The sequence below is a fragment of the Chitinophaga polysaccharea genome (assembly GCF_007829335.1).
In the GTDB taxonomy this organism is placed as follows: domain Bacteria; phylum Bacteroidota; class Bacteroidia; order Chitinophagales; family Chitinophagaceae; genus Chitinophaga; species Chitinophaga polysaccharea_B.
The window spans coordinates 189139-207154 of the sequence record NZ_VIWO01000010.1 but is presented as its reverse complement, the minus strand read 5'-3'; the positions used below and the strand labels follow the sequence as shown (position 1 = coordinate 207154).

Sequence of the window (18016 nt, the reverse complement as noted above, 5' to 3'; positions counted from 1 at the left end):
AAAGAATATTGATTTTTTAAGATATTATCTCAAATTGATAAAATGCACCATCAAAAAAGAAGAGGCTGTACCATTTATTTATGATACAGCCTCTTTGCTAGCTGGATGATTGGATCCGAACCAGTGTTTCCCCTCCGGCTACTAAAATAACGCTACATTATTGAATTTTTCTGAATTGCCACTGTTGTGCAGTATCCACTCTGAATTCTTTTGTTGTTATATGAGGTCGTGCAATACCGACACCTGTTGTATCAAGGCCTATGCATATTTTATTATCAGTTTTGCTAACTAACCTGAAATAATTATCGATATAGGAAGGTACAATTGCCCACAACTGATTATCGGTTCCATTATAAGCCTGTAATATAATACCCGCATTTGACTTAGCCAGGCATTTGGTAGAATCCCGCCATGCGGTTAGTTTGTAAAATCCATTATTCTGATGCCTTACTCTCCATTTCTGAGCTGATGTACCTCTTATAGTATCTGCAAGAACCATATCATGCTGGCTATCTGCCTGCAGTGCTTTGCGATTTGTGAGCTGTGTTGTTAATTCATAAGCTCCATCACTTGTATAGGTTGTTATGTTATACTTGTAGTTAATCCCCAGGATATCTGTTGGAGAGGGGTTGGCGCGATTTGCAGCCCATCTGCCTCCATCCAGTTTTGTGAGAACGCCATCTTCACTGGGATATAACATGATGGAGCCAAAATCCATTGGGCCAACAGGAGTGGCATTCGCTTTAATATTATATTGAGATGCCCATTCGGGAGAGAGGCCTGCCGTATTGACCAATACAAACAGGTCTCTGTCATGGCGGTTTTGTTCATGCTCCAGGCCTAAAGCATGTCCTATTTCGTGAGCAAGATTCCCTGCACTGAAGGCATCCAGGTCAATTGAAATATTCATGCTTCCTCCCGGCGCCCCCACACTTGTTGAATAGGCAGAGCCGTCGTGGTTTTCGCTCAGCTGAATATATCTTGGCTGAACCGCACGCTGATCATACACAAAGCGGAGGCCTAGCCCTGCATTTGCCCACATCCGTGTTGCCGCCGGCCATACATTGTTTTTGAGGTTGTTAGTAGCATTATTATCATACCTGTAATAAATAGTTTTGTCAGGCCATGCAACCCCGTTTGTTGTGCTTTCTGATCGCGGATCTCCCGGCATCCTGATGTCTTCTCTTTTCAAAACTACATCACCTCCCAGGAGGTACATTCCGTTCTCAATTTCAAGCAGATTAACCAGGTTGCCGCGATAATAAGCTTGTATGGTATTTCCGCTTTGATGGTAGTGATAAACTTCTGCCCGGACATTTTCCCGTGAAATGTGAGGGGTATCTCCAGTAGCAGATTCCTGGTTTTTTTTACAGGAACTCAAAACAGTAACAGTAATCATGGTTGTTAACAATGAGTTCAACAAATTGATTCTTTTCATAAAATTGAATTAAAATTTATGGTGAAAAATGGAAAGTGATGACATAATGGATAAGCATCAGGATATTCCCTGGCAAGCATCACAGTAACGGTTAACTTATTCTTTTGGCAACAGGCAAAGGGCTGTATGCAGGCATTTGCGATGCCTGATTCTATTAAAATTATCGTGTAAATGGTAAACACTGGTTAGCAGTTAGCCAGTATTTTCGACCGTTTGCTCTCTTGCAGATTACCCGGAGGCATGGCTCCCCCTTCAAAGTACGTGAACAACTAATTCAGCACTTAGTATAACAGAATCCAGGTAATCAAATTCCCTGTTAAAAGGAATAAGACATTACTAATCATAATTTGATAGGATGATTAAAAATAAGTCATAGGATCATTAATTATTGTCGGGAAACAAGCTCAGTTTTATCAGGTTAAAGTTATTTTCTCAATCGTTGTGCTCTGCAGTAGGATAAAAGTAGAGAAAAATAGTTGAAAGAAAAACAGCTGCATAGCGCCGTGCAAAAAAAGCATCTAAAATTGATAATATAGTGCAGTAGTGTAAAGTACTTATCTGTTGGGCATTATAGCCAAATACCTATTAATCAGAACCTTGCGTGTTTAGTACTTCATTTGGGAAATTTTAGCGATTATTATCATGTGCCCACCGAAGAGCTTTTGCATGATTTAATCCGCCCTGGCGATGGCCGGGGCGGAACATTTGAAAAATGATATTGACATACTTCGAAGACAATAAAGAGATGAAATTGCCGAGTGTTTTCGTTAGGTTACTTCTCCCGGGTGTAGTTCATATCAGCAGCACCTTTTATAGTCAGCGCAAGCGTTGAATCAGTTAAATTCTTTACCAATACAGTATCTACATATGAACCAGTTGTCTTAACCCCTTCTGTATGATACGACAATAGCAATGTATCACCTTTTAGTTGCCACTTTTCATAAATTAATGTATGTATGTTGATTGAACTTGCCGAGCCATCAGCATTTAATTGCATACCCTGCTTTTCAGCTTCTTGTCCGGGGATTGGCTGAATCCATTTTCCGATTAAGCTTTCAGCCATAGTTGGCTTTTTATTTGTCTTCGTTGAATCTTCTTGTGTTTGGGTAGCGGTATTTTCCTGATGCTGCTGGTTATTTTGGCAAGCAGTACCAAATAAAATCATGATGGCGGTCAAAGAGAAAAGATGTTTTTTCATTGTTCTTATAGTTAAGTTTTAATAAGGTACAAGTTATTAATCATTCTTTAGACGGCAAGCAGCTGATATCTTTTTCTGCAATTTAAATGATATATACTGCATTTTGCAAAGTGACAATATTGATCAAGGCAGGAGCGATGCTGTCTTTGTTCAATATATGCAATGGTCACACTTATTTTTAATGGATCTGAGATGGTACGCTAATGCTGAAGGATTTTGTGCGAATGCGGCATTAGTTTTCTTTACTGCCAGTTTGTAAACAAAGTCTGCCAGATCCGTATAGAAAAATTCTATAAAATACGGATTGGCATAAAGGGAAAATATTGATGCTTTTTATGATAAGTAGTCTTAAGCATTTTTTCTTCCAGTGCAAATTTCGAATTGTTTCATTTTTTAAACGAAAATAACGGTACTTCGTTGTCAGATGATTTTATATTGCTTATTATGATAGATTTATCTCATGCGGAGAAACAAGTACGCTACGTCGCGAATTTTCAGGACCTTGTTTCTACGCCATTTAGCGGAGAAATTAACGCGATTTGCTGGAATCGTCAGCCAACGGGGGATTTTGCTGAGATTGTAGAGAAGGTAACGCTAAGCGGGAATATAACAGAAATCGGACAAGAGGAACTTCGTGAACTTCAGTTGAGCGAACAGGGACAGCTTGCCCGGGAAATTCTTTTAAATGACCTGAAGTTATTGGAGGCTCATGGTGCATTGCCGATCCTTAATGTGATCAGCCACTATGACCGCGATGATACCTACCCGTTTTTTCCAACCGATGTTTATTCTTTTCATGTAGATCGCTCTCCTATACCTACCGATACCTTTTTATGTACCTATTATGGCGAATCCAGTGATATATTACCAAATGCACAAGGGCAAAAGAAAGTACTTATCCCGGAAATACGTGATGAACTCAGAAAACTATATCATGGAGCAGAGGACGGTTTTGAATCATTCCTGAGTGAACATTGCTTTGATCTGCATTACCAGGCTAGCCCTGATGCACGTCTAATAAGCTTGGGGCTTGGTAACCTATGGAGGTTGGCGGTTGATCATCCCGGAAGCCAGGTTGCTCCCTGTATTCATCGTGCGCCCAAGGAAAAAACCGGACAGAGCAGATTGTTACTGATCTGTTGAACACAAATCCTAAATAGCAGAAGGTAAAATCTAAACAACAAAGCTGTTACACACGTGACACCCGGGGGGCACCTGCGCGACCTTAAACAGAAAAAATAATATTATTAATTAGTCTTTAACACCAGCGGCCTTTAAAATTTTTTCCAGCGGACAAAACCTGGTAAAGGAAGATTGTAGCAGGTTTGCACCTGCAAATACGCCCAGCCATATCCAGTTGGTGTTTACCGTATACGCTAAGATTATACTGGTCAAAACCAGTGTGCCGGCAACGGCACGCACAATTCTTTCTCTCATATTTTTTAGCTTTAAGGTTAAACATATTTTTCCACAGGCAGAACAAATGCCCGGACCGGAAAAGCTTCTTGAAGGTTTTTATTGTAATCAATGATCAAATCAATTCCAAGTTTGGCATTTGTATCACTTGTAAACGCAAATATCATCACTGAATCAAATTGTGCATTTCCACTGGCAAACCATTCTTCCGAAAGGGCCGGTGGCTGACTGTCTTTGTATCCAACGATATCGCCCGAGCTGAAGATATCAATATTTGCCTGCCTGAAGATTGTTGAAATATCACCCAGGAATTCCTTTAGACAGGTAACTATAAACAGTTTCATATACCGGATTTTAATTGTTTAGGATCCTTTTTATGCATCATTTTGAAGTATAATAAAGGGACTACGATCAGTGTAAGGAACGTAGAAGTTACGGTGCCCCCCATTAATGCAATCGCCAATCCCTGGAAGATAGGATCAAATAAAATGATCACCGCACCCAATGCCACGGCTCCCGCGGTTAGTAAAATAGGGGTGGTACGTACTGCCCCGGCTTCTATGATTGCCTGTTTTAACGGAACGTCGGCTTTTAGCCGGATATTAATAAAGTCAATCAATAGTATGGAGTTTCGGACCATTACACCCGCCAGCGCAATAAAGCCAATCATGGAAGTAGCTGTAAAATAGGCATGAAACAACCAGTGGCCTATTACAATACCGATTAATGATAAAGGGATGGCAGCAAGCATAACCAGAGGTACCGTAAAATTCTGAAACCAGCCAACAATCAGAATGTAGATCATAATAATCACTACAGCGAAGGCGATGCCGAGGTCCCTGAAAACTTCAAAAGTGATCTGCCATTCCCCATCCCATTTCAGGCTATAATTGTCTTCCAGTTCCGGCTGGTGGGTATACTCTTCTTTTAATGAATATCCTTTGGGTATAGGTATCGTTTTTAGTTTATCTGAGATATCCGAAATAGCATAAGAAGGGCTTTCCAGGCTACCGGCCATGTCAGCCAGTACATATACCACTTCTTTTTGGTTTTTACGGTAGATGCTTTTCGGTTTGACCTGCCTGGTTACCGTTACCAGGTCTCTGATAGGAAGTGCATTACCCTGCATGTCTATAATTTTCAGGTTAAGCACATCGTCTAAACTGGTTTTGTCGGTATCACTCAATTGCAACTTTATAGGAGTTTGATTGTAAGCCGTTGGCTGGAAGATATTCCCTGCCGGCATACCCGATAAGGCAGCATTGATGGTTGCAGTTATTTGCGCTGTAGCTATTCCGTAACGCATAGCCTTTTCTTTGTTGACTTCAATATGATATTCCGGCTGATCATCTTCGGTCATCCAGTCAACATCTACCACATCTGTAGTTTGATTAAAAAGGGCCTTTACCTGGTTTGCGATCTTCATTTGTTCCCTGTAATCAGGCCCATAAATCTCAGCTACCAGCGTCGATAACACTGGCGGACCGGGGGGGACCTCCACAATTTTCACATTCGCGTTATATTTCCGGGCGATGTGCTGTATGGGCCCGCGCATTTGTTTGGCTATACTGTGGCTTTGCAGGCTTCTATCTTTTTTATCAACCAGGTTTACTTGTATGTCCGCAACGTTATCGCCCTTTCTCAGGTCGTAATGACGTACCAGCCCATTGAAGCTGATGGGGGCAGAAGTACCTGTATAGGACTGGTAGTTTCTAACCAGTGGTTGTGCTGAAATATAAGCACCGATATCTTTTGCTACCGCCTGCGTTTTTTCCAGCGTTGTACCTTCAGGCATATCAATTACCACCTGGAATTCATTCTTATTATCAAAAGGAAGCATCTTTACTGCAACTGTTTTGGTATAGAACATAAACAGGGAGGCAACCAGGATTATCACGATACTTAATATGAAGGTCCAGCGTTTCCAGCGGGTTTGCAGTAGTGGATGGATGAAAGAGCGATATGTTTTATAAATGCGGGTTTCTTCAAGCGCTTTGTGTTCAGTTGATTCAGCTGGAGCGCTATGTTTTTCTTTTTCCCTGAGGAATATATAACCCAGATAGGGAGTAAGCGTTAACGCCACTATTAATGATAATAACATTGCTATAGACGCTCCAATAGGCATCGGGCTCATATATGGTCCCATCATACCGGAAACAAAGGCCATGGGCAAAACCGCGGCAATTACAGTAAAGGTGGCCAGTATGGTCGGGTTACCTACTTCATTGATGGCATATATGGCTGCCTGTAATGGAGGTAACTTTTTCATTTTGAAATGCCGGTGCATATTCTCCGCTATGATGATGGAATCGTCTACCACGATACCTGTTATAAATACCAGGGCAAACAGGGTAATACGGTTAAGCGTGTAATGCATAAAATAGTAAGCAAAAAGCGTCAGGGCAAAGGTTACCGGCACTGATAGAAATACTACCAGGCCGCCGCGCCATCCCATGGCCAGCATTACAAATACGGTAACCACCACAATTGCAATAAACAAGTGAAACAGCAATTCAGATACTTTGTCGGAGGCTGTTTCGCCGTAGTTCCTGGTAACCGTTAAATGCACATCGGCGGGTAATAATCCTGCTTTTAAGTGGTTAATCTTATTTAAGAGCTGTTCAGATAACTTCATCGCGTCGGCGCCTTTCTTTTTGGCAACCGACAGCGTAATTGCCGGGTAATTAGATTTAAAAGCACGGAAATTTGATGCATCAGCTTTCCCATATCCAAACAGCGCGTATTGAACGGGTGTTTCGGCGCCTTCTTCTATTTTAGCTATCTGTTTCAGATAAACAGGCTGTTGCTGATTTATGCCCACTACCAAATTGGCAACATCATCGGCACTTGCTAGAAAGTTACCGGTTTCCACAGAAAAGGCGGTATCCCTTTGGAGCAGCGTTCCGCTTTGCAATTGCATATTGCTGCCCTGGATCTGTTTGCTGAGAGATAGAAAATCAACATGGTTTTCAGCCATCTTATTTTTGTCGAGTAATACTTTTACCTCGCGATCGCGTCCTCCCAGAATATTGACATCGGAAACATCATTTATTTTTTTGATCTCATTAGCCAGTTCCTGTCCAATCAGTTTCAGTTGATAGTCGTCATATTTATCGCTCCAGATAGTTAAGCCAAGTACCGGAACATCGTCTATCGACCGTGTTTTGATCAATGGAAGAGTAGCGCCCTGCGGCATTTTATCCATATTTTTCATTAACTCGCTATACAGTTTTACTAGTGAGCGCTCTACATCTTCGCCCACATAAAACTGTACGATTACCATCGCCTGCCCCTGCATGGAGGTTGAATACACATATTCCACACCTTTTATATTGGAGATCATTTTCTCCATTGGCGCTGCAACTTTGGTTTCCACATCTTTTGGCGAAGCTCCCGGGTAACTAATAAAAATATCGGCCATGGGCACTTGTATCTGGGGTTCCTCCTCACGTGGAATGAGAAAAGTACTATAGCCTCCGATCAGTAAAAAGGCGATCATCAACAAAATCGTTAATTTCGATTGTATGAATGCCTTCGCTATATTTCCTGAAAATCCGTTTTTCATTATAATGATTTATAGTTGGTGATAACGAAGCTGTTACAGCTGCCGTTATTTAATTTTAACCGTAGCACCGTTAAACAGACGGCCATCAGCACTGGTAATAAATTGCTCATTAGCGGCCAGCCCACTTAATACTTCCACCTGACTTCCTACCGTCTTGCCTAACCTTACCCAGCGTAGCAGGGCGGTGTTATTGTTGCCTATTGTATATAATCCTGTTAGTTGGTCTTTATACTCAATACAGGACAGCGGTACCATTACCTGGTCATTGCCGGCAGTATTTTGAGGTGATTGCTTTACGGGGATGAGAATATTAGCATACATACCGGAAAGCAGGCCTTGCTTTTCACTATCCGGGATACGTACCTTGATAAGGTACTGCCCTCCCGTAAACTGCGACGATTGATTGATCTGCGTTACCGTTCCTTTAATCACCTTGTTAGCTGCACTGACACTTACGGTTACTTCGGCTCCCTGGCTTACCTGGCTGATCGAATTTTCAGGAACAACGGCACTTACCTGGTAACTGCCGCTTTGTTCAATAGTTAATATCGGCATACCGGGACTAGCCATACTGCCTGCGTCCATTAGTTTTTGTGTAACTGTTCCGGAAAACGGAGCTACTAAATTGGTATAGCTCAGCGTTGCATTTATTTCATTACGCATTTGTTTGGCGGCATCGAGTCTTGATTTAGCGGAATTGTATTGCAGCGTAATATTATCCAACTCCTTCGCAGATGCGCTTTGCTGTTTATATAAATTGTTAAACCGCTCGTAATCCTTTTGTGCACTGCTGTATCCCGCCTCAGCTTCAGCGATCATCGCGTCGGCCTGGGCTCTTTTTGCCAGGATATCATCATTGCCAATGGTTACCAGTAGCTGACCTTTACTAACCGGATCACCCACTTTTACATTCAACCTGGTGATGTATCCCATTATTCTGGTGCTGATATTGGCGGTTTGACCGGCTTCTATCCGTCCACTCACATTTAAACCTTCCTGTCCGTCGGTAGCAGGTTGACTGACTGTTACCAGAATGGCGGTATCGGCACTGGCTTGACTACCCTTTTTGTCATTGGAAGAGCAGGCACTCATGGTCAATAAACTAATTCCGGTAAGTAGTTGTAATGACCTGATTGTATTTATAGCTGATCTCATATAATTGTCTATTTATTAGCAGTTGCGGTTAGAAATTGGATATAAGCCCTGGATACATTTGAAGAGAATTGAGCCTGTGCAAGCGAAAATTTAAGCTGCGAGAGCTGCGTTTCTGCCATCAATACGTCTGTGGTATTTACCAGGCCCTGCTTATAACGGTTTTGTAAGATGCGCAGCGATTCTGTTGCCTGCTCAATAGCTTCCTTTCCCTGTTTAATTTCAAATGTTGCATCTGACAGATCCCTGTAAGCCTTATCCAAATCTGACTGACTTTGTTCTTTTTGCTGCGCCAGTTGGGTGACCAGCTTATCCCGTTCTGATTTTTGTGCAGCGATTGCATTCTTCGTTTTATTCCCGATGAAAATATTCCAGGATACCTGGACACCAAAGAAATAGGAGTTTGCCCCAAAGCCTGTTACACGACTGTCGTTATACTGATAATTGCCAAATGCATTAATCCTGGGGAGATAGCTCATCTGGCTTGATTTGACCATCAGGTTGGATGCCTCAATAGCTTTTTGTATGGCCATAAAATCAGATCTTTCAGGATATATGTATCGACTGGTATCTACAGCTGTTGGCCCGGTCTGGAGCCCTCCCCCAGGTTTGTATATGGTTCCTGCGGGCTTCCCCATTAGAAGACCAAGATAATCTGATGCGTTTTTTATACCACTTTGTGCTTTGGCTTGGCTGCTTTCAACAGATGTAATATGTACCTGCGCATTTAACAGGTCTGACTTTTGAATTAAGCCCTGTTTAAAATGATTGTCTGTAAAGACGTAAATTGATTTTGCAGTTTGTAGTGCTTCCTCCACCACCTTTAATGCGTCGTATGCCAACTGCAATTGCAAATAGGCATTTTGTACCTCAAACGTCAAGTATTCTTTGGTACGCTGTGTTTTATACTGATAGGCCTCGATTTGTTTTTTTGCTCCCATGCGTTGATACAGCATATCTATATTGAGCAGCGGTTGCTGCACTTCCAGCCTGGTCATATAATTGGAAGTAGCATTGGGGTTATTCAGTAGTACAGGATTGAAGTCATTTTGTGTAATCGTTCTCTGTTCCAGTTTGAATCCAAATGAATTCAACGGGTCATTGGTGCGAATGCCGGTATAAGAAAGACTTACCTGTGGAAGGAAAATGGCGTTTGTCTTTTTGAAATTGATGGCTGCTATATTTTGATCAATCCCGGCGAGATGAATTTCCTTGTTATCGTTTAACGCTGCTGCAATAGCTTCGCTAAGGCTTATATTCTTAACAATTTCCTGTGCTGCCACCTTGCTGGAGGGAGAAAGAAGGAATACAGCAGCAAACCAAGCAGTGAAGTATTTTATCGGGCTCATTAACTTTTGATTTTTAACAAAATTAATGATGGTGGAAATGGTGGATGGTGACATTTGTTACATTTGAGATGAATAGGAACATAAATCAACAACCGGCAAGCTTCGGAATGTTCTGGTGTAAAAGCAGCCGGCTAACCATTCCACCCGGAATTACCCGGTCATCCCATTTTTGTTGCTTTAAATAACCGTATGATCAGCTATCATTTCACTTAATGCTAATCCCCAATGTGGTATTTTTCCTCCCAGGGTGTAATACATCTGTTTAAAGCCCATTTTGAGCGCGTAAGGAGTAACACCCATTTCCAGATGGCTTTCCTTCCCGCCCCACCATTCATTGGTTCGCATATAAAAGCCTTTAATGCCTCCCATGTCGCCCATGCATAAAAGCTCAAACTCCATAGGTTTTATTGGCCCTTTAATAGCGCCAAGATCTTTTGCTAATGAATGCGCCAATACTTCGGCTTCCATATGGCCCAGCGACCCGATTTTTGGAACCGTGATGGATGCGGCATCTCCGACGGCAAAAATGTTCTGATACACGGGATTACGCATATACAAGTCAGTTATGACAAAACCCCTGTCGTCTGTAAAGGGTAACTCCCTTAGAAATGAATGTGCCTGCCAGTCTGGAAAGAGGATGGCAATTTCGGCTTCTTGGGAACTCCCGTTATTAAATTCAATTCCGCCATCGTAGATCTTTTTGATTCCATGGGTATTTGCCTGGTAATTGTATCCCATTTTAGCCATCATGGGCAATAACTGCTCTAAAATAGATTCCCCCGCATCTTCAGCAATTACCTTTGCAGGCGTAGACAAATAAATAGTGGTAGCGTCTCCTTTTTGCTTTTTTTCCAGCCAATGTGCCAACGAAAAAGCCAACTCAACCGGAGGGCCTTCGCAGGCTGTCAACGCTATGGGTAAATTTTCAGGTAGCTTATCGCTCTTACCTTGGTGAAAAATATCTGATGTAATGGCAATTGGGCCACCTTTATATTCTTTGTGCAGATAGTTTCTTAACCGGTTACCGAGAAATGTGTCCGTGACGCTATGACCGAACTCATTAAACCCTTCGATGGCATCATACGCCAAATGGTTGCCCAGGGCAATAACCAGGTAATCGTACTTAATTTTTCTTACAGGGTGCCCCGGCCTTTCGTTTGGATGGTAAAAAATGGTATTCGTATCTGCATCAATCGCAGTAATTTCAGCCTGGATAAACTCACTCCCATCATATTCTAAGTACGACATGAATTTATACTGAAGGTCGATAGCCGGATTAATATTTGCCAGCACCTGGAGCGGAATATTGGGAACAAAAGTGAGCAGTGATTTTTGATCAATAATAGTAATGTCGGCTTTGTCCTTCACTAAAGCATGAATATATCTGGCAGTTGTAAGGCCGGCGAAGTTGCAGCCGAGGATAATTATATGAGGCTTTGCCATAAAATTAATCTTATAATGATTAATTAAAATGTCTATATAGCGCAGAACGCTATTAATGCTCAAAGGTCTGGTTAATCGTATTCCAGCGAAATGATCTTCATCATTAAGTACCCTGACAGGGATCATGTTATTCGATTAATTGCAACCAGGTCCACTAACTGTGGTTATTGTATTTTGGGGTAGATAGCTCAAATCTTCAACGCGCAGGGTTAACGCTTGCAGTGTTATCCCTTATCCGTATTACTATCCGGTACAATACTGACGTATGTCACCGTTTGGCGTGATGGGTATCAGTATCTGCAGGCTTTGGTTTCCCTAATTTTAAATCATAAATAAATAATTAATTAATTAATTAATACACATGAAAGTAGGGGCTACCATATTTTTCATTTTATCTTTTTTGAGATCCTTTGCACAGGATGCCAGGGAGATTGTAAAAAAAGCTGATGAAAAAATGCGCGGAAGCACCATGCAGGCAGAAATGACTATTAAGATCATTCGTCCGGCATGGGCCCGGGAAATGGAATGTAAAATATGGACGAAAGGGAATAACCTGGCAATGATCCTTCTGACAGCACCTGCGAAAGACAAAGGTATTGTGTTCCTGAAACGGAAGAAGGAAGTATGGAACTGGATGCCGGTACTCGAACGCAATATCAAACTTCCCCCGTCAATGATGAGCCAGAGCTGGATGGGAACTGATTTTACCAATGACGACCTGATTAAGGAATCCTCAATAGTGGAAGATTATGACCATGCTGTTATTGGTGACACCATTATTCAAAACCGGAGTTGTTATATTATCCGCATGATATCGAAACCAGCTGCGGCAATCATATGGAGTAAGGTGATCCTGTGTATTGATAAAAAAGATTTTCTGGAATTGCATAGCCGTTTTTATGACGAAGACGGTCAGCTTGTCAATACAATGAATAGTTATGATATAAAATTGATGCATGACCGCATCATTCCTACCCGTTTTGAAATGATCCCGGCCGATAAAAAAGGGCAAAGAACGGAAATGATCTATAAAAGCATGATATATAACAATCCGATTGATGACGAATTTTTTTCTACTGAAAAAATGAAAAATTTGAATTAGCATGTGGCTGATAAAAATGGCATGGAAAAATATGTGGCGTAACCGCAGCAGGACTGCCATTACAATGGCGGCAATTTTCTTTGCCGTCATTTTATCCGTTATAGCAAGTAGCTTAAAAGATGGCATTTTCAGTAACCTGGTAAAAAATGTGGTCAGCTTTTATACAGGCTACATCCAGATACATAAGAAAGGCTTTTGGGATGAGCAAACGCTGGATAACAGTTTCAAATCATCCTCAAAAACAGTACGATTGATCCGGGGTAATAAGAATGTAACTGCTGTTGCTTCCAGACTGGAATCTTTTGCGCTGGCATCCTCCGTTAACATTACCAAGGGATGCCTGGTGGCAGGTATTGAGCCTGAGAAGGAAAATAGGATCACTTTCCTGGAAAAAAAAGTTATCCAGGGAAGCTATCTGCTGGATACCGACTACGCTGTGCTGCTGTCACAGGGGCTTGCAGAACGGTTGAAATTAACAACCAATGACACGGTTGTCTTAATAGGACAGGGCTATCACGGCGCCACTGCAGCAGGAAAATATCTTGTGAAGGGAATTGTAAAATTTGGCTCTCCTGATCTGAACAGTAGAACATTATTCATGCCTTTAGCGACGGCACAGAATTTCTATAACGCCGATAGTATGATAACTTCTTATGTCCTCTCATTGAGAAATACAAACAATTTGCAGGGTATACGTTCCCAGCTCGGCGAACCGTTAGGAAGAGACTTTGAAGTGATGAGCTGGGAGGAAATGATGCCCGAGGTAAAACAGCATATTCAAACCGATTCAAGTAATATGAAGTATGTACAGGGCATTTTGTACCTGCTTATCTGCTTTGGCATCTTTGGTACGTTACTGATGATGATGGTAGAGCGAAAGTTTGAAATGGGCATGCTGGTTTCAATTGGAATGAAAAAGAGTAAGCTCATTATATTATTGCTATATGAGTCTGTGTTTACAGTATTGGTCGGTTGCTTGCTGGGCATTACAGCCAGTATTCCGCTGGTGTATTATTTAAACAGGCATCCTATAAAAATGGGCGGAGAAACAGCTAAAGTCTATGAAAGATTTGGCTTTGAAGCGATATTTCCGACTTCCACCGAAGTATCCATATTTATTTATCAGGGTATAGTTGTGCTGATCATTGGTTTGCTACTATCGTTATACCCGATGTATAAGGTAATTAGATTAGATCCTGTAACAGCTATGAAGCGTTAATAAAGTTTGACATGATTTTCATAATGGCATGGCGGAATATCTGGCGCAATAAAATGCGGAGTATTATTATTATGTCATCTATAGCGATAGGATTGTTTGCCGGAATTTCCGTGCTGGCCCTGTATAAGGGCATGATGAAAAGCCGGATCCGCAATGTAATCGATTCAGAGGTGGGGCATTTGCAAATACATAATATTGATTTTAAAAAGGATTACGATCCCCAGTTCATATTAGCAAACGGCGCCGAAGTACTAAAATCAGTGAGAGATATTCCTGAAGTTAAGCTGGCCGCATCCAGAAGTATTACCATGGGGATGCTGGCAACACCAACCGGCAGTGCTGGTGTACAAATAAACGGCATTAGTCCTGATCTCGAGTACCAGTTATCGCAACTAGAAAAGAAAATCATCCAGGGAAAACCCTTTGATCCGAAAAAAAAGAATGAGATAATGGTTGGCCGGAAACTGGCCCAAAAGATGAAACTGAAACTGAGATCAAAATTGGTACTCACTTTTACAGATACGTCGGGCAATATGGTATCCGGCGCATTTCGGGTGAATGCTATTTACCAAAGTGATAATGCTCCCCTAGATGAAAAAAATATATATGTCGGCATCGGAGAACTGAATACTTTGCTTGGTATTCAAAACGCGTTTCATGAGATCGTGATTTTATTGAAAAGAGATGCAGATGTAAAAAAAGTACAGCAGCAACTACAACAAAAATTTCCTGCATGCCAAATTGAATCATGGAAAGAAATTTCACCGGAAACTGATTTGCTGGTGAAAACAGTAGACCAGTATTCCTACATCATCATGTTTATTATTATGTTTTCGTTAGCATTTGGTATTGTGAATACTATGCTGATGGCCATCCTGGAACGAACCCGTGAAATAGGTATGATGGTGGCCCTGGGAACAAACCATGTCAGAATATTTTTAATGATTTTTCTGGAAACCATTTTTTTAACGCTCGGAGGAATGCCAGTAGGACTTTTTATAGCCTGGTTGGCAACAGCTTATTTCAATAAACATGGTCTTGACTTGTCGGGGATGGGACGGGAGATGATGAGCAGCTTTGGTTTTGGAACGATGATTTACCCTGAATTTCCCACCGATAAGGTAATTGGCGTATTATTGATAGTAGCCGGAACGGCGTTTGTTTCATGTTTGTTGCCTGCCATCAAAGCGTTAAAACTGCGTCCGGTAGAGGCTTTGAGAAGATAAGTGAAACCGGGACGTAACTCAGGCTCAAAAAGGGATAATTATGAATACGGTTATCGATGCCCATAATGTAAGCAAGGTATATAATAGGGAAACTGTTCCTGTGTATGCCATCAATAATGTGCATTTGCATATAGAAAAGGGAGAGTTTGCCGCATTGGTGGGACCATCAGGGTCGGGGAAAACCACCTTATTGAATTTAATTGGAGGGTTGGACAAGCCGGATACCGGGAGCGTGTTTATTAATGAACTTGACATTACAAAGCTATCAGCCAATAAATTGATTGATTTCAGGCTAAAGAATATTGGCTTTGTATTTCAGTCATTCAACCTTATCCCGGTTTTGACGGCAAAGGAGAACGTGGAATTGATTATGCAGTTGCAGGGTATAGAGAAAAGCGTAAGAGATGTCAGGGTGCAGCAATTGTTCCGGCAGATAGAGATGAGTGATAAAATGGATGTCCGGCCGGCGCAGCTTTCTGGGGGGCAGCAGCAGCGTGTAGCTGTGGCAAGAGCTTTGGCAAGCAGGCCGAAGTTTGTATTGGCAGATGAACCAACAGCAAATCTTGATTCAAAATCTGCCTTCAATTTATTAGACATTATGACGAAGCTTAACAAAGAAGAGCATATCACTTTCCTTTTCTCAACGCATGACCAGAGAGTAATTGAACGGGCAAGAAGAATTATAACCCTGGTAGACGGCAGAATAGTCAGCGATACCGCGGCTGTTTCTACCAGGCACGAAAAGGCCGATGTGTAAGCAATGAGAAAGCTGTTACTATGGTGCTTTGTATTACTGCCGGCGCTTACAACAAATGCGCAGGACAGTACCGTTATACCTCATAAATTAACAGTTAACGGTTATATTAAAGACCTGCAGACACTCACTTTTGACAAAGATTTTAATGATCTGGTGGCCGGTAATCTCATCCATAACCGCATTAATGTCAAGTGGAAGCCTTCAGTGGAAATCTCTGGTGTTGCCGAATTCCGTAACCGCTTGTTTTGGGGTGAAGAAGTAAAACTCATACCTCACTTTGCATCTCTTTTGAAAAATGAGAATGAAGCCATAGACATGCAAAAAATATGGATTGAGAGTAGCTCCCTGGTCCTGCTTACCAACATAGAGAGGCTGTATTTTGATTACAATAACGATAAGTTAAACCTTCGTATTGGCAGACAACGTATTAACTGGGGAGTAAACGCAACCTGGAATCCGAATGACATTTTTAACTCTTATAATTTTCTCGATTTCGATTATGAAGAACGGCCCGGTGTCGACGCAGGAAAAATCCGGTACCTGTTGCGTAACTCCTCTAACGTAGAATTTGCCTATTCTTATATGGATAAAGAGGATGGGGGTATTGCGGCGGTAAAATATGCTCTTGATAAATGGAATTATGATCTGCAGTTTATTGCAGGTTGGTATCATAACCAGCTAACAGCTGGCGCAGGCTGGGCGGGTAGCATCGGAGACGCAGGGTTTAAAGGCGAAGCGCAGTATTTTTTTGCAGGAAAAGATTCAGTGAGCCACCTAAACTTAGCGCTGGAAGGAGATTATATGTTTAGAAAGGGTTGGTATCTGAACCTGGGGGTTTTGTTCAATAACAGGGGCTTAAACAGACCTGTTGGCAACTGGAGTACTTTAGATTTGGTACTTTCGCCGGAGAACCTGATGCCAACAAAATGGAACTTGATTGTTAAGTGCGCCAGGGAAATTACTCCTTTACTATCTGTAAATATTACCGTTTTATACTCACCGGGAGCTAATTTGACCATTTTTTACCCTTCCCTTCAATATAGTATCGCTACAAACTTGGATGTAAATTTTGTGTGGCAGTCTTTTTACGCAGGGCAAAATCATGGATTTGAGGCGATCAATCACCGGGCATTTTTACGCCTGAAATGGAACTTTTAAAAGGTAGGAGAATGTAGAAATATGGACGTTTATTCGAGCTGGTGACAGTCTACCTATACAATTGCTGAATTTGTAAATCAGCTTGATATGATAAAGAAATTTACCAAAAAAGCTATAAAACAATAAATATTTATTGTTTATCAATAATTATTTGTTATTTTACAGGGGCCCTAAAATTCATAAATCATTATGAAAAGAATTTCAATAATATTTCTTCAGGCAGTCATCGTGCTTATCGGGGTTGTGGGACTTGCTATTTTAATTCGATTTCCTTTAACCGAAGGAAGAGCCGCCAACTTAGACTTGTTTAGTATTTACCTTGATCCATTTATCTTGTATGGATATGTAACATCAATAGCTTTTTTTATTGCACTATACAAGGCGTTCAAATTACTTGGATATATCGGACGGAATAAAGTATTCTCGCCAAATGCTATTAAGGCTTTAAGGGCCATAAAGTATTGTGCAATCGTACTGGGTATTCTGATTGTAGCGGCAGGACTGTATATAAGAATATTTCATAATAAAGAGGACGACTCTGCGGGTTTTCTTGCCATTTGTATCGTGACTACTTTGGTTTCTGCCGTAGTCGCCACTGCTGCAGCAATATTTGGAAAAATACTGCAGAATGCATAGATATGAAGTCTGAAAATGACTTAACGATTTAAGCTATGCCAATTGTTGTAAACTTATATGTGATGATAGCAAAGCGAAAAATTACGCAAAATGAACTTTGTGAAAAGATGGATCTGACATTAGTAGTTATAATGGGTATTTGTCATTTTTGTTTTTTTGAATAAAGAGTGGTTTCTTGTTTGTTAAAGGTATCCCCTTATTTAGGTATTGAGAGGAGGTAAAATGGACTTTATAACAGGGTAGTTTGGCCAGATTCGTTTCCGGCGCTATCCTCCGTTTTAGTATACGGTAAGAATGAGACAAATAGCTAACAATATGATACAAATAGGTGAATTACTTAAAGGAAGTCTTCTTATT

General features: G+C 41.3%; 15 protein-coding genes. 7 read left to right on the top strand and 8 right to left on the bottom strand.

The features are described 5' to 3' along the window. Positions 1–157 precede the first annotated feature (157 nt). Together FHW36_RS26625 and FHW36_RS26620 are read right to left on the bottom strand one after the other, a co-directional pair. Positions 158–1438, bottom strand: a complete 1281-nt coding sequence (locus tag FHW36_RS26625) for a M12 family metallopeptidase (RefSeq protein ID WP_145673769.1) — start codon at positions 1436–1438, stop codon at positions 158–160. A gap of 772 nt (positions 1439–2210) precedes the next feature. Beyond that, the gene (locus FHW36_RS26620; RefSeq protein ID WP_145673767.1) at positions 2211–2636 is read right to left on the bottom strand and encodes a lipocalin-like domain-containing protein; all 426 of its coding nucleotides are present in this window, start codon (positions 2634–2636) and stop codon (positions 2211–2213) included. Positions 2637–3080: 444 nt separating this feature from the next. Here FHW36_RS26620 and FHW36_RS26615 point away from each other — a divergent pair, with 444 nt between their 5' ends. After that, on the top strand, positions 3081–3779 hold the full coding sequence (locus FHW36_RS26615) for a hypothetical protein (RefSeq protein WP_145673765.1): 699 nt from the start codon (positions 3081–3083) through the stop codon (positions 3777–3779). A 108-nt stretch (positions 3780–3887) separates the two neighbouring features. Here the strand turns inward: FHW36_RS26615 and FHW36_RS26610 are convergent, their stop codons facing one another. From FHW36_RS26610 to FHW36_RS26585, 6 genes are all read right to left on the bottom strand, one after another. Beyond that, on the bottom strand, positions 3888–4073 hold the full coding sequence (locus FHW36_RS26610) for a YgaP family membrane protein (RefSeq protein WP_145673764.1): 186 nt from the start codon (positions 4071–4073) through the stop codon (positions 3888–3890). A gap of 17 nt (positions 4074–4090) precedes the next feature. Then, on the bottom strand, positions 4091–4396 hold the full coding sequence (locus FHW36_RS26605) for a hypothetical protein (protein ID WP_145673762.1): 306 nt from the start codon (positions 4394–4396) through the stop codon (positions 4091–4093). Further along, positions 4393–7617: an efflux RND transporter permease subunit gene (locus tag FHW36_RS26600; protein WP_145673761.1), complete on the bottom strand. Its 3225-nt coding sequence runs from the start codon at positions 7615–7617 to the stop codon at positions 4393–4395. The genes FHW36_RS26605 and FHW36_RS26600 overlap by 4 nt, the downstream gene beginning before the upstream one ends. Positions 7618–7662: 45 nt before the next feature. Beyond that, positions 7663–8772 carry an efflux RND transporter periplasmic adaptor subunit gene (locus FHW36_RS26595; protein ID WP_186452615.1) on the bottom strand — a complete coding sequence of 370 codons (1110 nt, stop codon included), beginning with the start codon at positions 8770–8772 and terminating at the stop codon, positions 7663–7665. Positions 8773–8780: 8 nt separating this feature from the next. Continuing rightward, positions 8781–10172: a TolC family protein gene (locus FHW36_RS26590; protein ID WP_222429196.1), complete on the bottom strand. Its 1392-nt coding sequence runs from the start codon at positions 10170–10172 to the stop codon at positions 8781–8783. A 123-nt stretch (positions 10173–10295) separates the two neighbouring features. Beyond that, entirely contained in the window at positions 10296–11687 is a 1392-nt protein-coding gene (locus FHW36_RS26585) for an NAD(P)/FAD-dependent oxidoreductase (RefSeq protein ID WP_222429195.1), read from the bottom strand. Positions 11688–11961: 274 nt separating this feature from the next. Here FHW36_RS26585 and FHW36_RS26580 point away from each other — a divergent pair, with 274 nt between their 5' ends. The 6 genes from FHW36_RS26580 (at position 11962) to FHW36_RS26555 (ending at position 17659) form a co-directional block, all read left to right on the top strand. Further along, the gene (locus FHW36_RS26580) at positions 11962–12663 is read left to right on the top strand and encodes an outer membrane lipoprotein-sorting protein (RefSeq protein WP_246121235.1); all 702 of its coding nucleotides are present in this window, start codon (positions 11962–11964) and stop codon (positions 12661–12663) included. 1 nt (position 12664) lies between these two features. Beyond that, a complete protein-coding gene (locus FHW36_RS26575; RefSeq protein WP_145673756.1) occupies positions 12665–13882 on the top strand; it encodes an ABC transporter permease in 1218 nt (405 codons plus the stop codon). An 11-nt stretch (positions 13883–13893) separates the two neighbouring features. Next, positions 13894–15108, top strand: coding sequence for an ABC transporter permease (locus FHW36_RS26570; protein ID WP_145673752.1), 1215 nt, complete (start codon positions 13894–13896; stop codon positions 15106–15108). A gap of 40 nt (positions 15109–15148) precedes the next feature. Beyond that, positions 15149–15865 carry an ABC transporter ATP-binding protein gene (locus tag FHW36_RS26565; protein WP_145673750.1) on the top strand — a complete coding sequence of 239 codons (717 nt, stop codon included), beginning with the start codon at positions 15149–15151 and terminating at the stop codon, positions 15863–15865. A gap of 153 nt (positions 15866–16018) precedes the next feature. Continuing rightward, entirely contained in the window at positions 16019–17023 is a 1005-nt protein-coding gene (locus tag FHW36_RS26560) for a hypothetical protein (RefSeq protein WP_186452614.1), read from the top strand. 189 nt (positions 17024–17212) lie between these two features. Beyond that, positions 17213–17659, top strand: coding sequence for a DUF2975 domain-containing protein (locus FHW36_RS26555; protein ID WP_145673746.1), 447 nt, complete (start codon positions 17213–17215; stop codon positions 17657–17659). The last annotated feature ends 357 nt before the right edge of the window (positions 17660–18016 follow it).

Coding starts and splice junctions, on each gene's coding strand:
- FHW36_RS26625 (WP_145673769.1), bottom strand. CDS start 1,438: ATGAAAAGAATCAATTTGTTGAACTCATTGTTAACAACCATGATTACT.
- FHW36_RS26620 (WP_145673767.1), bottom strand. CDS start 2,636: ATGAAAAAACATCTTTTCTCTTTGACCGCCATCATGATTTTATTTGGT.
- FHW36_RS26615 (WP_145673765.1), top strand. CDS start 3,081: ATGATAGATTTATCTCATGCGGAGAAACAAGTACGCTACGTCGCGAAT.
- FHW36_RS26610 (WP_145673764.1), bottom strand. CDS start 4,073: ATGAGAGAAAGAATTGTGCGTGCCGTTGCCGGCACACTGGTTTTGACC.
- FHW36_RS26605 (WP_145673762.1), bottom strand. CDS start 4,396: ATGAAACTGTTTATAGTTACCTGTCTAAAGGAATTCCTGGGTGATATT.
- FHW36_RS26600 (WP_145673761.1), bottom strand. CDS start 7,617: ATGAAAAACGGATTTTCAGGAAATATAGCGAAGGCATTCATACAATCG.
- FHW36_RS26595 (WP_186452615.1), bottom strand. CDS start 8,772: ATGAGATCAGCTATAAATACAATCAGGTCATTACAACTACTTACCGGA.
- FHW36_RS26590 (WP_222429196.1), bottom strand. CDS start 10,172: ATGTCACCATCCACCATTTCCACCATCATTAATTTTGTTAAAAATCAA.
- FHW36_RS26585 (WP_222429195.1), bottom strand. CDS start 11,687: ATGATCCCTGTCAGGGTACTTAATGATGAAGATCATTTCGCTGGAATA.
- FHW36_RS26575 (WP_145673756.1), top strand. CDS start 12,665: ATGTGGCTGATAAAAATGGCATGGAAAAATATGTGGCGTAACCGCAGC.
- FHW36_RS26570 (WP_145673752.1), top strand. CDS start 13,894: ATGATTTTCATAATGGCATGGCGGAATATCTGGCGCAATAAAATGCGG.
- FHW36_RS26565 (WP_145673750.1), top strand. CDS start 15,149: ATGAATACGGTTATCGATGCCCATAATGTAAGCAAGGTATATAATAGG.
- FHW36_RS26555 (WP_145673746.1), top strand. CDS start 17,213: ATGAAAAGAATTTCAATAATATTTCTTCAGGCAGTCATCGTGCTTATC.